Genomic DNA, 15177 nt, shown 5'->3' on the forward strand with positions numbered 1-15177 from the left:
CCGGGATCAGGCGGCGGTCCAGCCGCCGTCCACCGCCAGCGAGGCGCCGGTGATGTAGGAGGCTGCGGGAGAGGCGAGGAACAGGCAGGCGCCGACCAGCTCCTGCGGATGGCCGAAGCGCCCCATGGGGGTGCGGGCGGTGACGCGCTCGGCGAGCTTGGGGTTGTGGCGCAGGCCCTCGGTGAGGTCGGTCTCGAAATAGCCGGGGCCGACGGCATTCACCCGCACGCCCTTCTTCGCCCATTCGAGGGCGAGTTGGCGGGTCATCAGCTCCACCCCGCCCTTGGCGGCGCAATAGGCCGTGGTCCGGGCAAGGCCCACCCGCCCCGCCACGGACGTGACGTTGACGATGGCGCCTTCGCCCTGCGCCAGCATCACCCGGCCGGCGGCGCGGGCGGTGAGGAAGACGCCGGTGAGGTTGGTCTCCACCACGACGCGCCATTCATCGAGGCTGGTGTCCTCGGCGGACTTGTACCAGGGATTGACGCCGGCATTGTTGACGAGGGCGTCGATGCGGCCGTGGCGCTCCACCACCGCGCGGCACAGGGCGTCCACGTCGTCCTCGCGGGACACATCGGCGGCGATGCCCTCCGCCGCGCCGCCCTGCGCGGCGATGGCAGTGGCGGCTTCCTCCACGGTGGCGGCGGTACGGCCGGTGAGCACCACATGGGCGCCGGCGGCGGCGAAGCCTTCCGAGATGGCGCGGCCGAGGCCCCGCCCCCCGCCGGTGACGATGACGATCTTGCCCTGAAGGCCGGCAAAGGGGAGTGCTGTGCCGGGCATGGCGACGGCGACGCTCATCACGCCGCCCGTCCTGCGGGCACGGCCTTGACCGCGTTACTGCGCGCGAGGCGGCGGGCGATGTTCCAGCGGTGCACCTCGGACGGGCCGTCATAGATGCGGAAGCCGCGCACGTCGCGGAAGATGCGCTCCACCTCCGTGTCCCGCGTCATGCCGAGCCCGCCGAGCACCTGGAGCGAACGGTCCACCACGCGGAAGATGGCCTCGGAGGCGAACACCTTCACCATGGAACTCTCCACGTTCGCCCGCGCGCCCTGATCCAGCAGCCATGCGGCGTGGCGGATGGCGAGGCGGGTGGTGTGGAGGTCGATCTCGTTGTCGGCGAGCATGAAGCCCACGCCCTCGTGGGACAGCAGCGTGCCGCCGAACGCCTCGCGCCGCGCCGCATAGTCGGTGGCGATGTCGTGGGCGCGCCGCGCTGCGCCGAGCCAGCGCATGCAGTGGGTGAGGCGCGCCGGCACCAGCCGCGCCTGGGCGTAGCGGAAGCCCTCGCCCACTGCGCCCAGCACGTCGGCGGCGGGAATGCGCAAATTCTCCAGCGCCACCTCCGCGTGGCCGCCGGTGAAGGAGCTGTCGAGGGTGTCGAGGGCGCGGGTGATGCGGAAGCCCTCCGCCGGAAGGTCGGCAAGGAACATGGTGGCGCCCACGTCCCGCCCGTCCACGACGGTGCGTGCCATGACGATGGCGAAGGCGGCGCCCTCGGCGCCGGTGATGAGCCACTTCACGCCGTTGACGACGAAGTGGTCGCCCTCCTTCACCGCAATGGTCTTCATGAGGGAGGGATCGGCCCCGGCGCCCGGATGGGGCTCGGTCATCAGGAAGCAGGAGCGGGTCTCGCCCGCCGCCATGGGCGCGAGGAAGCGCGCGTTCTGCGCCGGGCTCGCCACCTCGGCCAGGAGGTGCATGTTGCCTTCGTCCGGCGCGGCGATGTTGAGCGCCACCGGGCCGAGCATGGAATAGCCCGCCGCCTCGAACACCACCGCCTTGCCGAGGTGGGAGAGGCCGAGCCCGCCCCAGTCCCGCGGCACATGGGGGCTGAGCAGGCCGGCGGCGCGCGCCTTGGCCACCAGCTCGCGGCGCAAATCGTCGGTGGGGCCGTGGGCGGTGCGGCGGGGGTCGGCCTCGAAGGGCAGGACCTCCTCCCGCACGAAGGCCACTGTGCGGGCCTCCAGCGCCGCAAGCTCTTGGGGAAGCGCAAAATCCATGGGGCGTCGCCTCAGAATGTCTTGTCGTTGACGATGTCGAGGGTGAAGTCGAAGAGCGCTTCGGCGAGGGCGCCGAAGCCGGCATAGCGCGGGTCCGCCGTCTCGCCGGCGAGGTGCCGGGCATGGAGCTGGTGGAACACCACGCCGAGCTTCAGCATGGTGAGCACCCGGTAGGGCTTGAGCTGGGAGAGGTCCCGCCCCGTGGCGCAGGCATAGGCATCAGCCGCCGCGGCGCGGGTCAGGAAGCCGGGATGGGCCGTGGGCATCTGCGCCAGCTGGTGCATGCACGGCGGATCGCCCGGCTCGGTCCAGTAGCTGAGCAGGGTGGCGAGGTCGAACAGCGGGTCGCCGCGGGTGCCCATGTCCCAGTCCACCACGGCGACGGGCGCGCGGGTCGCGGGATCGAGCAGTACGTTGTCGAGCTTGAAGTCGTTGTGCAGCAATGTCGGCGCCGCGGCATCCGCCACCTGCGCGGCGGCGAGCCACGCGGCCACCGTGCGGGCGGCGGGCGAGAGCGCCCCATGCGCCACCCGCTCGGCCCGGCCGATCCAGCCCGCGGCGGTGCGGGCGAAGAAGCCGGCGGGCCGGCCGAGATCGTCGAGGCCCACCCGTTTCGGGTCCACCGTGTGGATGGCCGCAAGTGTCTCCACCAGCAGGCGCGACACCGCAGCCCCCGTCTCCGCCGTGGCGGGAAAGGGGGCGAGGCTGTCGCCACGCAGGGCGATGCCATTGCGAAATTCGAGCAGCTGGAACGGCGCGCCGGCGACCGCAGCATCGGCGCACAGGTGGAGGCTGCGGGGCGCCAGCGGCAGCTCCCGCCAGAGGTTCGAGAGGATGCGATGCTCGCGCGCCATGTCGTGGGCGCCGGGGGGCAGGGGGCCGTCGGGCGGACGCCGCAGCACCGCCCAGCCGCCCTCCACGCGGACGAGGAAGTTGAGGTTGGCGAGCCCGCCCGCGAACTGGCGCGGTGTGAAGGCGCCATCAAGCACGATGCCGTGGTCCGCGAGATGGGTGGCCACCGCATCCCAGTCGAGCACCCGGCTCTCGGCGCGGCTGCGCAGGGCAACGCCCGGCGGTGGCGACAAGGGCTGCCGCCCAAGGGCCACGGCCGACGCGCCGTCCTCGTCCGGAGACGGCGACGAGAGACCAGGGGGCATGTGTTCGGCTTCGACCATGAGGCACCAGATTGCGGACGTTTTGTCGGACTAAAATTGTCCGACTGAAATTATTTGGTCAAGGGAAAATTCGTCGCTGCAGCGCAGCGAACATGACGCTATATCCGGTATAAATGTAGATATAATAACGTTTTAGCTGCATTTCATTGGCCTCTGGCGCTCTATTGACGATCGATCTCCCTTCTATTTATAGTCCGATCATCATATCAAAAATGCCGGACAAAATGCCGGTCTCGGGAGGAAACGCCAATGTCTCGAAGCCCTGGCACGCGCCGCGTGCCGACCCTTGCGTTCGCCTGCGCCCTCGCAGTCGCGGCCCTCTCCGCAGTCGCGCCTCTGCCCGCCGCCGCCCAGTCTCCGGCCCCCGCCGCGGGCAAGGCGATGGAGCAGTTCGTGCCCATCGCCATCTACCGCACCGGCCCCTACGCACCGGGCGGCTCCGGCATCTACGGCGCCTATGCGGACTATCTGGCGCTGGTGAACGCCCGCGACGGCGGCGTGAACGGCGTGAAGCTGGTCTATGAGGAGTGCGAGACCGGCTATCAGCCCGACCGCATGATCGAGTGCTACGAGCGCCAGAAGGGGAAGGGCCCCACCGGGGCCGCCGCCTTCACGCCCTCCGGCACGGGCGGCGTCTACGCCCTCATCGACCGCATGACGGCGGACAAGATCCCGTCCGTCACCATCGGCTACGGGCGCACCGATTCCTCCGACGGGCGGGTGTTCCCCTATTTCTTCCCGCTCATCTCCAATTACTGGAGCGAGAACACCGCCACCATCCGCTACATCGCCGAGCGCGAGGGCGGACTTGAGAAGCTGAAGGGCAAGCGCATCGCCAACGTGGTGATGGACTTTGCCGCCGGCCGCGAGACCCAGGCCATCCTCGACGCCCAGGCGAAACGCTATGGCTTCGAGGTGACCACCTTCCCCATCACCCCGCCGGGGCTGGACCAGCGCGCGGTGTGGCTGCAGGTGCGCCAGTATCGGCCGGACTGGGTGTTGTTCCGCGGTTGGGGTGCGGCCACCCCCACCGGCATCAAGGAAGCCGCCCGCGCCGGCATCGCCCGCGACCGCATCATCGGCTGGTGGTGGTCGGGCTCGGAAGAGGACGTGACGCCCGCGGGCGATGCGGCCAAGGGCTTCATCACCGCCCAGTTCCACGCCACGGGACCGAACTATCCGGTGTTCGAGGACATCAAGAAATATGTCTACGCCAAGGGCGCCGGCAATGTGGAGGAGAACCGCATCGGCTCGGTCTATTACGTCCGCGGCGTGCTCCACGGCGTGGCCGTGACCGAGGCCATGCGCACCGCCATGGCGAAGTTCGGCAACCGCCCGCTCACCGGCGACGAGGTGCGCTGGGGCCTCGAGCATCTGGTGATGACGGCCGACCGCATCAAGGAACTGGGTCTCGAAGGCCTGATGCCGGAAATCAAGGTCACCTGCGCCGACCACGAGGGCGACGGCGCCATCCGCTTCCAGCAGTGGGACGGCACCAAGTGGGTGATGATCTCCGACTGGATCAAGTCCGACCAGTCCATGGTGCGCCCGCTGATCGAGGCCTCGGCGGCCCAGTTCGCCAAGGAAAAGGGCATCACGGCGCGCGACTGCGCCGGCGAGACCAACTGAACCTCGCCCGCTCCACCCACGACCCCGCCACACGAACCGCAGCGCGCCGGAGCGCGGGCCTTGCCCGTCCCGGCGCCGGAGCCACCCCAGGGAGAGGCACGCCATGAGCGAGCAAGGCCCCTTGCTGTCCATCGCCGGCATCGAGGTGATGTATTCCCGTCTCGCGCTCGTCCTGCGCGGCCTGACGCTCAGCGTGCCGCGGGGCGGCATCGTCGCCCTGCTGGGTGCCAACGGGGCGGGCAAGACCACCACCATGAAGGCGGTGGCCAACCTTTTGCGCTCCGAGCGGGGTGAGGTGACGCGGGGCGCCATCCATTTTGACGGCGCGCGCATCGATGGTCTCGATCCCTCCGATCTCGCCCGGCGCGGCCTCTCGCTGGTGATGGAGGGTCGCCACGCCTTCGGTACCCTGTCGGTGGAGGACAATCTGAAGGTCGGCGCCTTCTCCCGCCGCGACCGCGGCGTGGGCGACAGCCTCGACAGGGTCTACCGCCATTTCCCACGCCTGAAGGACCGCCGGCACCAGGCCGCCGGCCTCCTCTCCGGCGGCGAGCAGCAGATGTGCGTCATCGGCCGCGCCCTCATGGCCCGCCCGCGCATGATCCTGCTCGACGAACCCTCCATGGGCCTCGCGCCGCTGCTGGTGGAGGAGATCTTCTCCATCATGCGCCAGCTCAACGCGGAGGAGGGCATGACCTTCCTCCTCGCCGAGCAGAACGCCGCCGTCGCCCTGCGCTACGCCACCTACGGCTATCTCGTGGAGAGCGGCCGCGTGGTGCGCGAGGGACCCGCCGCGGCGCTCGCCGCCGATCCCGAAATCCGCGCCTCCTATCTCGGGCTCGATGCCTCCGCCGAGGTGGACGGCGCGACGGTCGCCGCCCGTCGCCGCCCGCGCTGGCTCTCCTGACCCTCCATGGCCGAAGGGACCCCTGCTTCCATGAACCGCGCCCTCGACCATACCGCGCTCGCCGCCGGACAGGCGGACGCGCCCCCCGGCGAAACGCTGCCCGGCGCCCTCGTCGCGGCCGCCCGTCGCCATGCCACGCGCCCGGCCCTGCGCCACAAGACGGGCGGCATCTGGCGCACCTGGACGTTCGCGGATTATCTCGCCCGTACCGCCGCCATGGCCCGTTTGCTCGACGGGGCGGGCTTCACCGGCGCCGGCCTGCTCGCGACCGTGGGCGAGAACCGGCCGGAGCTGTATGCCGCCGCCCTCGCCGCGCAGGGCCTCGGCGCCGCGGTGATGCCGCTCGGGCCGGATTTCCTGCGCCGCTTCGGCGCGCCGGAGGCCGAGCCCGGCCTCGTCCTGTGTGAAAACGAGGAGGCTGCCCGGGCGTGGCGCGCCGTCGCCCACGCCCACGCGCCGGTGCTGCGCCTCGACGAACTCGCGCCGTCGCCGGAAGAGGCCCGAGAGGATGGCCTCTCCTGGTTCGCCTGGCGTGCCGCCACCGTGGGTGGCGACCAGACCGCGCTCATCGCGCACACGGACGGCGCCGACGGTCCGCCCCGTGCCCTGGCACTCTCCCACCGGAGCCTCCTTGCCGCGGGCAGGGCGGCGGTGTCGCAGCTGGAGCTTGTGCCGTCCGACCGGCTGATGGCTTTCCTGCCCGCCTCCGGCATCGCCGACGCGGCGGGGAGCCTCGTTCAGCCGCTCCTGTCCGGCTGCTGCGTGCATTGCGTGGAGGGGCCGGCGAGCTTCCCCATCGATCTCAGGGAGGTGGCGCCCACCGTGCTGCCGGCGCCCGCCCGCGTGTTCGAGCTGCTCGATCGCGATGCCGGACGCCGCCTGTCGGGCGGTGGGCCGCTGGTGCGGGCGCTTGCCCGGGCGGCGGAGAAGGGCGCTGCCGGCGCCGGCCTCGCCTTCGCGGCGCCGCTGCGCAACACGATGGGGATCAGCGCCTGCCGCCTTGCCTTCGTCACCTCCGGCGAACTGGAGCCGGGCGCCGCTACCCGCCTCATGGCGTTCGGCCTGCCGCTGGACACCGACCTCGGCCTCGACGAGGGCGGCAGCCCGCTTTCCCGCACCGGCATGCCGGCCGATGCGAAACGCCTGCTGCGGCGCGTGGAAGCCCTGCTGCGCAGCGAGCCTGGCATCGACCGCGCCCGCGTCACCCGCGACACGGTGGGTCTGCGCGCGCGCATCGCGCTCGCCCCCGCAGCCGGCGACACGGAGGATGGCGCCTCCGCCCACACCCGCGCCGCCAAGGCGGTGGAGCGGGTGAATGCCCGTCTCATCCCGGAGAGCCACGGGGAGCCTGTCTCCATCGTCGCCCTGGAGCTGGCGCCGGACGGCTTCGGCCCGCAGGAACTGACGCTGGAGGGCGAGGTGCGCCACGCCGCACCCATCCCCATCGTTCTCGCGGCGGACGGCGAGCGGACCGCGCGCGCAGACCGCGCGCAGGGGCCGGTGCTCATGGCGGTGCGCGACGTGGCGGTGGCGTTCGGCGGGGTGAAGGCGCTCACCGACGTTTCGCTGGCCATCCACGAGGGAGAGATCCTCTCCATCATCGGGCCGAACGGGGCGGGCAAGACCTCGCTGCTCAACGTCATCAACGGCGTCTACCACCCGCGCGCCGGCTCCATCACCTTCGCCGGCAAGGTGCGCGCCCGCATGCGCCCGGCCTTCGCCGCCCGCTCCGGCATCGGCCGCACCTTCCAGCACGTCTCCCTGTTCAAGGGCATGAACGTGATCGACAACGTGCTGGTGGGCCGCGCCGCGCGCTTCAAAGGCATGCTTCTCGGCAAGCTCCTGCGCCTGCCTTCGGCCGCGGCGGAGGAGCGCCGCGAGCGGGAGGCGGCGGAGCGCATCCTCGCCTTCCTGGAACTGGAGCACCTGCGCAAGGCGCCGGTGGCGAGCCTGCCCTACGGCGTGCAGAAGCGCGTGGAGCTGGCCCGGGCGCTGGCCACCGAGCCGCGCCTGCTGCTGCTCGACGAACCCATGGCCGGCATGACCCAGGAGGACAAGCGTGACATGTGCGGCTTCATCCGCCGGGTCAACGAGAGCTTCGGCACCACCATCCTCATCATCGAGCACGACATCGGCGTGGTGATGGGCCTGTCCGACCGCGTCGTGGTCCTCAATTACGGCCGCAAGATCGCCGACGGCACGCCGGCGCAGGTGCGCGCGAATCCCGAGGTCATCGCCGCCTATCTCGGCTCCGCCGCCGTGGGCGCGGCCGCCTGAACGCGCGCCCAGACAAGGAAACGCACATGAGCGACTTCTCCTTCTTTCTCGAAGTGGTGGTGGGCGGCCTGCTCTCCGGCGTCATGTACACGCTGGTGGCATTGGGCTTCGTGCTCATCTTCAAGGCCTCGGGCGTATTCAATTTCGCCCAGGGCGCCATGGTGCTGTTCGCGGCGCTGACCTTCGTGGGCTTCCTGGAATTCGGCCTGCCCCTGTGGGCCGCCTTCCTGCTGGCGCTCGCCGCCATGCTGGCGCTGGCGGTGGCTATCGAGCGCACGGTGCTGCGGCCCCTCGTCGGGCAGGATCACATGATCCTGTTCATGGCCACCATCGGCCTGTCCATCTTCCTGGAGGGCTTCGCCCAGCTCATCTGGGGCACAAGGGTGCGCGGGCTGGACCTCGGCATCTCCGACGAGCCCGTGGAGATCGCCGGCATACTGGTGTCCCAGTTCGACCTCTCCGCCGCGTTGATGGCGGCGGTGCTGGTGGCGGTGCTCTCGGCCTTCTTCTCCTACACCAAGGTGGGCCGCGCACTGCGCGCTGTCGCCGACGACACCCAGGCGGCGCAGGTGGCCGGCGTGCCGCTCGGCTTCATCTGGGCGGTGGTGTGGGGGGCGGCGGGCTTCATCGCGCTGGTCGCCGGCCTGGTCTGGGGCGCCCGGCTCGGGGTGCAGTTCGCCCTCACCCTGGTGGCGCTCAAGGCGCTGCCGGTGATGATCCTCGGCGGCTTCAACTCCATCGCCGGCGCCATCGTGGCGGGCCTCGTCATCGGCGTTTCGGAGAAGCTCGCCGAGATCTATCTCGGCCCCTTCATCGGCGGCGGCATCGAGAACTGGTTCCCCTATGCGCTCGCCATCGCCGTCCTCCTCATCCGCCCCGCCGGCCTGTTCGGCGCCACCCGCATCGCGAGGGTCTGAGCCATGTTCTACCGTGACGCCGGGGAGCTGAAGACCTCCTACGCCCAGGAGCAGGCCGTCTTCCCCGTGGCCCTCGACCGGTGGGTGGTGGCCGGCGTGGTTGCCGCCGGCGCACTGGTGGTGCCGCTGGTGGCGGGGCCCTACTGGCTCGGCTCCATCCTGCTGCCGTTCCTGATCCTGTCGCTCGCCGCCATCGGGCTGAACATCCTCACCGGCTATGCCGGCCAGCTCTCGCTGGGGTCCGGCGCCTTCATGGCGGTGGGGGCCTATGCGGCGGTGAACCTCGTCATCCGCCTGCCCATGCTGCCGTTCCCCGTCTCCTTCTTGCTGGCGGGGCTGGTGGCGGGCGCCGTGGGGCTCGCCTTCGGGCTCCTTTCCTTGCGCATCCGCGGCTTCTACGTGGCGGTGGCGACGCTCGCCGCGCAATTCTTCATCGAATGGATCTGCACCCATATTCCGTGGCTGGTGCTGAACACCCCCTCCGGCGTCGTTTCCACCCCGACGCTCTTTTTATTCGGCTTCGCCTTCTCCTCGGTACCGTCGCGCTACCTCGTGGCATTCGTGACGGTGGTGGCCCTCGCACTGCTCGCGAAGAACCTCGTCCGCTCCTCCGCCGGGCGCGCGCTGATGGCGGTGCGCGACCACGAGACCGCGGCCGAGCTGACCGGCGTCGACACCGCCCGCGCCAAGCTCACGGCCTTCGCCGTCGCGGGCTTCTATTGCGGGGTGGCGGGGGCGCTGTGGAGCTTCCTCTACCTCGGCACCGTGGAGATCGAGGCCTTCTCGCTGCATCGCTCGTTCCAGATCCTGTTCATGATCATCATCGGCGGGCTCGGCTCCATCCTCGGCGCGTTCCTCGGCGCGGCCTTCATCGTGCTGCTGCCGGTGGCCATCGCCAACGCCGCCGTGCTGTTCGGCGGAGCGCTCAAGCCAGACGTGCTCGCCAATCTCGAATTGATGATCTTCGGCGCGCTCATCGTGTCCTTCCTGATCATCGAGCCGAGCGGCCTTGCCCGCCTCGCGGTGAAGGCGAAGGAGCGCCTGCGCCGCTGGCCGCTGCCCTATTGAAACGCCGGGCGGGGCCCTGCTGAGTCCCCGGCGGAGCCTTGGCGCCCCGCCCCAACGACGCACGCGAAGACGCGGCGCAGGCGGCACGAAAGCCGCCGACACCTGAGGAGACGCCCCATGTCCATGACGTTCAGCCGCCTCGCGGGGGCGGTGATGATGACGCTTGTTCCGCTCGCCACCGCCCCGCCCATCGCAGCGGCGGAGGAGCTGCGGCTCGTCTTCGACATCCCGCTCAACCATCCGCGCGTTCCCTATTTCACCGCCATGGCCGATGCGGTGGCAAAGTCGACCTCGGGCCGGCTGACGCTGGCCGCAAATCCGGGCGGCACCATCTATCCCGGCTTCGCCTCCATCGAGGCGCTGAAGAATGGGAAGGCCGACCTCACCTTCGTCAACGCCGCGAACCTTGAGCGGCTTGATCCCCGCTTCGGCTTCGTCAACCTGCCTTTCGCCCTCGACGACACCGCCATGGCCCGGCCCGCCACGCGGCGCGGCGTGGTGGAGCTGCTCGACGGCCTTGCACAGAAGCAGGACCTGCGGGTCATCGGCCTGATGCGCGGGGCGGACCAGCTCTTCGTCTTCCGCGAGAAGCGCGTCGCGGCACCCGCCGACCTCAAGGGCCTGAAGATCCGCGTCGCCGGTGCCGGCATCTACGAGGAGATCATGCGCCGCCTCTCCGCCGAGCCGGTCGTGCTGCCCATCCCCGAGATGAAGCCGGCCTTCGAGCGCGGCACCCTCGACGGGGTGTTCACCTCCCCCGGGGCCTGGATGTCGCAACTGGGGATGGCCGCCCCGAAGGCCACCCATGCCCCCGGCCTGATGATGATCACCTACGTTCTCGTCGCCCGGAAGGATGCGGTGGAGCGCCTGCCGCCGGCGGATCGCGAGGCGCTGCTTGCCGCGGCCCGCGCGGACATCACGGAAGGGTGGGAACGCATGGAGGCGGATGACGCCGCCATCCTCAAGGACATGGCGGCGAAGGGCGCAGCGATCGTCACCGTGACCGACCTCAAGCCGTGGCGCGAGGCCGTGGCGCCGGTCGGGGCCGCCTTCGCGGCGCGCTTCCCGGACACCTGGGGCGCGCTCCAGGCCCAGATCGGGCCGCACGGCAAGTGACCGGTGCGCGCGCCGGACACCATTCCGGCGCGCGCCTCACGCCCTCGACCGAGCGCAAAACCATGGGACAGGGGAGCCGCCGGCATCCGGCGCGCCGATCCTCGACGCTGATCCTTCCTCATGGGCGGCGCGGCCGTTGCCAACGACAGGACACAGGGAGCGCACGCGATGAACACATCTCCACAGCGACAGGCGGATACATTCGACTTCATTCGCACAGACGTTCTCGGCCGGGTGGGATGGATCACGCTTGATCGACCGGACGCGCTCAACGCGCTCAACGCCGCGATGGTGGCCGAGATCGCGAGCGCCCTCGCCGGGTTCGGCGCCGATCCCGAGATCGGCTGCGTGGTGCTGACCGGGTCCGACCGCGCCTTCGCGGCGGGGGCTGACATCAAGGAGGCGGCGGGCCGCACCTATCCAGGGACGTTTCTCGACGATTTTCTCGCGTCCTGGGATGCGATCGCCCGCGAGCGCAAGCCAGTCGTTGCCGCGGTGGCGGGCTATGCGCTGGGGGGAGGTTGCGAGGTCGTGCTGATGTGCGATGTGGTGATCGCCGCGGATACGGCCCGCTTCGGCCTCCCGGAAGTGAAGATCGGGGTCATGCCGGGAGCAGGGGGCACGCAGCGCCTCGCGCGCGCCATCGGCAAGGCCAAGGCCATGGACCTTTGCCTGACCGGCCGGATGATGGACGCCGCGGAGGCGGAGCGGTCCGGACTTGTGTCGCGCGTCGTGCCCGCCTCGAACCTGCGCGCCGAAGCGCAGGCCATCGCCGAAGAGATATCGGCCAAATCCCGCATCACGACGATGACGATCAAGGAAGCCGTCAACCGGGCCTTTGAGACCTCTCTCTCGGAGGGGCTTCTGTTCGAGCGCCGGACCTTCCACGCTCTTTTTGCAACTCTTGATCAAAAGGAAGGAATGGCGGCCTTCATGGAAAAGCGCACACCTCAGTTTCGCAATAGATAGAGCGTTTTCGAGCGAAGTGGATACCGGTTCGCATGAAGAAAATGCGTAAACTCAAAGATCTAGAGCGGCTTCCGTGAGCCGAAGCGAACGGAAAACGCTCTAGTGGCGCTGTTTTCGTCCCTTGCATCCGGCTGTCGAGGGTACGCGCCGATCGGATTGGTTCAATCCGCCGCGCCAGTAGGACCCGACCGTGAAATGTCAGCGGGCATGCTTGTGGATATTCATCCGGGGGCTCCGGGGTGCTCCCCCTCATGCGTGCCGCGCGCCCCAGGCGGCGGCAAGCCGCTTCTCCCCCTCCACGATGACCAGCAGCGCGACGCCGACCGCAATGATGGCCATGCCATCGCCAAGCGACACCGGACGGCTGCCGAAGACCGCCTGCATCGGCGGCAGATAGGTGAAGGCCAGCTGTGCCACCACCACGATGGCGACACCGGCCAGCACGGCCCGCGTGCCGAGAAGCCCTTGCCAGGTGAGCGAAGTGCCATGCACGTAGCGGACACTGAACAGATAGAAAATCTCCAGCACAACGAGCGTGTTAACCGCCATGGTGCGCGCCGTCTCGACCGATAGTCCGCGGGATGTGGCCCAGATATAGATGCCGAAGGTCCCAGCGACCATCAGAGCGGACACGAACAGGATGCGCCACAGGAGGCGGCCCGAGAGCAGCGGCTGACGGGCGGGGCGCACGGGACGCCGCATGGTCCCAGGTTCCGTCGGTTCGAAGGCGAGGGTCAGGCCGAGTGCGACGGTCGTGATCATGTTGACCCAAAGGATTTGCACCGGCGTGATGGGAACCGAGAGGCCGAACAGCACCGCCAGAATGATGGTGGCGGCCTCGCCGCCATTGGTGGGCAGCGTATAGGCGATCAATTTGGTGAGGTTGTCATAGACCGTGCGTCCCTCACGCACAGCGGCGACGATCGAGGCGAAATTGTCGTCGGCGAGCACCATCTCGCTGGCTTCCTTGGCGGCCTCCGTGCCCTTGCCCCCCATGGCGACCCCGACATCCGCACGCTTCAGTGCAGGCGCGTCATTGACCCCGTCGCCGGTCATGGCGATGATCGAGCCGTCCAGTTGCAGCGCCTCGACAAGGCGGAGCTTATGCTCGGGGCTGGTGCGGGCGAAGACGGTCGCCTCCCGTGCGTGCCTGCGGAACGCGGCATCGTCCATCGCATCGAGCTCCTGGCCGGTCACGCTCTTCGGATCGTCACCAAGGCCGAGCTGGATCGCGATGGCGCGTGCCGTCGCGGCGTGATCGCCGGTGATCATCTTGACGCTGATGCCGGCCGCTTTGCATTCGGCGATCGCCGCCACCGCCTCCTGACGCGGGGGATCGATGAGCCCCACCAGACCAAGCAGCGTGAGATGATGAGAAACCTCGTCCGGCGAAAGCGCTTGTGTGCCCGCCTCCAGGGAGCGCCGCGCGAGCGCGATGACCCGCTGGCCGCTGGCGGCGAGGGCATCGATCCTGTCGTGCCAGACGCGGGGTTCGAGTGGCTGTTCGCCGTCGTGCGTCGCCACATGGCTGCACATGGCGAGGATGCGTTCAGGCGCGCCCTTCACGTAGGCGACCACCGGCGACGGCGCGGTACCGCCATGCAGCGTCGCCATGTAGCGATGGCGGGAATCGAAGGGGATCTCATCCAGGCGGGGGAAGCGGGTCCGGATCGCCGTTGCCTCGTGCCCGGCCTTGATCGCCAGCGAGACAAGCGCCCCTTCCATGGGATCTCCGTGGACGAGCCAGTCCTTGCCGTGTTGGCGCAGGTGAGCATCATTGCAAAGGAGGGCGGCCAGCGACAGCTCCGCCAAAATCGGATCGCCGGCGGGATCGAGCCGGGCGCCTGCCTTGATCTTGAAGCCGCCCGTGGGCGCATAGCCTGCCCCCTCGACCTCGATCTCTCGATCCGCGGTGACCACCGTGCGCACGGTCATCTCGTTGCGGGTCAGGGTGCCGGTCTTGTCGGAGCAGATCACCGAGACGGAGCCGAGCGTCTCGACGGCGGGCAGGCGCCTGACGATGGCGTTGCGGCGGGCCATCCGCTGGACGCCGACAGCGAGCGTGACCGTCATCACCGCCGGCAGCTCCTCGGGGATGGCCGCGACCGCCAGGCCGACCACAACCATGAAAGCGTCATCCAGGTTGTAGGCTTGCGCGAGCATGGCATAGGCGAACACGAAGCCGGAAACGCTGAGCACGGCCATCGTGATCTGGCGGGCGAACCGATCCATTTGCCGGATGAGGGGTGTGGTGAGCTGCGTCACCGCACCGATCATGGTGCTGATTCGCCCGAGCTCGGTGGCGGCGCCGGTCGCCACGACGACGCCGATCCCCTGTCCGCCGGTCACGAAGGTGCCGGAGAAGGCCATCGACAACCGGTCGCCAAGTGCGGCGCCGGCATGGACGGCTTGAACGGATTTGTCGACGGGGACGGATTCGCCGGTCAGGGCCGCCTCGTCCACCCTCAGGCTGCGCGCCTTGACGAGCCGGACGTCCGCCGGCACCCGGTCGCCCGCCTCGAGCATCAGGATGTCGCCCGGAACGACCGCGTCCGCTCCAACCGTGACACGGCGGCCGTCGCGGACGACCGAGGCGTGCGGGTCGATCATCGCGCGGATGGCATCCAGAGCCTTCTCGGCGCGACCTTCCTGAACAAAGCCGATGATCGCATTAATCAGCGTGACGGCGAGGATCACGAGAGCATCGGTGCCATGTCCCATCGCCGCGGCGAGCACCGCGGCGGCGAGCAGGACATAGATGAGGAGATTGTGAAACTGCAGCAGGAAGCGAATGAGGGGACTTTGCGCCGGCCCCTGAGGCAGGCGGTTGGGACCATAGGTTTCGAGGCGACGGGTTGCTTCGCGCTCGCATAGGCCGTCGATAGTGGTGCCAAGCGCGTCGAGAACCGCATCGGGCGCGACGGCGTGCCAGGCGGAGACGGGTGCGACGTCGGGTGAGGCCGGTGGTATATTCACATCAAGCGCTTCACGCGTTTTGTGCATGCCGTCTGGCTCCGTCAGTCCGATCGTTGACGGGATCACCGTCTCGCCCGCGAGAAGCGTCGGTGGGCGGCCGCGATTGCGACCGCTGATCTGGCACTTCAGCGTCTTCC

At 69.5% G+C, this 15177-nt stretch carries 11 protein-coding genes; 7 read left to right on the forward strand and 4 right to left on the reverse strand.

Annotated features, from left to right (window positions below; all coding sequences use genetic code 11):
* Positions 1-6: 6 nt before the first annotated feature.
* Genes V5F48_RS18270 through V5F48_RS18280 form a run of 3 tightly spaced genes read right to left on the reverse strand, consistent with a single transcriptional unit; the run spans position 7 to position 3163 of the window.
* On the reverse strand, positions 7-801 hold the full coding sequence (locus tag V5F48_RS18270; protein ID WP_394259857.1) for an SDR family NAD(P)-dependent oxidoreductase: 795 nt from the start codon (positions 799-801) through the stop codon (positions 7-9).
* Complete coding sequence (locus tag V5F48_RS18275; protein WP_394259858.1) at positions 801-2006, reverse strand: acyl-CoA dehydrogenase family protein; 1206 nt, start codon at positions 2004-2006, stop codon at positions 801-803. Before V5F48_RS18275 ends, V5F48_RS18270 begins: the two co-directional genes overlap by 1 nt.
* A gap of 11 nt (positions 2007-2017) precedes the next feature.
* On the reverse strand, positions 2018-3163 hold the full coding sequence (locus V5F48_RS18280; RefSeq protein ID WP_394259859.1) for a phosphotransferase family protein: 1146 nt from the start codon (positions 3161-3163) through the stop codon (positions 2018-2020).
* Positions 3164-3430: 267 nt separating this feature from the next.
* Here V5F48_RS18280 and V5F48_RS18285 point away from each other — a divergent pair, with 267 nt between their 5' ends.
* The 7 genes from V5F48_RS18285 to V5F48_RS18315 all read left to right on the forward strand — a co-directional run bounded on the left by V5F48_RS18285 (position 3431) and on the right by V5F48_RS18315 (position 12064).
* Complete coding sequence (locus tag V5F48_RS18285) at positions 3431-4810, forward strand: ABC transporter substrate-binding protein (RefSeq protein WP_394259860.1); 1380 nt, start codon at positions 3431-3433, stop codon at positions 4808-4810.
* 103 nt (positions 4811-4913) lie between these two features.
* Entirely contained in the window at positions 4914-5717 is an 804-nt protein-coding gene (locus tag V5F48_RS18290) for an ABC transporter ATP-binding protein (RefSeq protein ID WP_394259861.1), read from the forward strand.
* A gap of 30 nt (positions 5718-5747) precedes the next feature.
* Positions 5748-7994 carry an ATP-binding cassette domain-containing protein gene (locus tag V5F48_RS18295; protein WP_394259862.1) on the forward strand — a complete coding sequence of 749 codons (2247 nt, stop codon included), beginning with the start codon at positions 5748-5750 and terminating at the stop codon, positions 7992-7994.
* Positions 7995-8020: 26 nt separating this feature from the next.
* Complete coding sequence (locus tag V5F48_RS18300) at positions 8021-8911, forward strand: branched-chain amino acid ABC transporter permease (protein WP_394259863.1); 891 nt, start codon at positions 8021-8023, stop codon at positions 8909-8911.
* Between the two features lie 3 nt (positions 8912-8914).
* The gene (locus V5F48_RS18305) at positions 8915-9979 is read left to right on the forward strand and encodes a branched-chain amino acid ABC transporter permease (protein ID WP_394111018.1); all 1065 of its coding nucleotides are present in this window, start codon (positions 8915-8917) and stop codon (positions 9977-9979) included.
* 117 nt (positions 9980-10096) lie between these two features.
* Positions 10097-11095: a TRAP transporter substrate-binding protein gene (locus V5F48_RS18310; protein WP_394259864.1), complete on the forward strand. Its 999-nt coding sequence runs from the start codon at positions 10097-10099 to the stop codon at positions 11093-11095.
* 168 nt (positions 11096-11263) lie between these two features.
* Entirely contained in the window at positions 11264-12064 is an 801-nt protein-coding gene (locus tag V5F48_RS18315) for an enoyl-CoA hydratase (protein ID WP_394259865.1), read from the forward strand.
* A 249-nt stretch (positions 12065-12313) separates the two neighbouring features.
* Here V5F48_RS18315 and V5F48_RS18320 read toward each other — a convergent pair whose 3' ends face one another.
* Complete coding sequence (locus tag V5F48_RS18320) at positions 12314-15067, reverse strand: cation-transporting P-type ATPase (protein WP_394259866.1); 2754 nt, start codon at positions 15065-15067, stop codon at positions 12314-12316.
* Positions 15068-15177: the final 110 nt, after the last annotated feature.

The organism is Xanthobacter autotrophicus ATCC 700552, assembly GCF_043194565.1.
GTDB classification, from domain to species: domain Bacteria; phylum Pseudomonadota; class Alphaproteobacteria; order Rhizobiales; family Xanthobacteraceae; genus Xanthobacter; species Xanthobacter autotrophicus_F.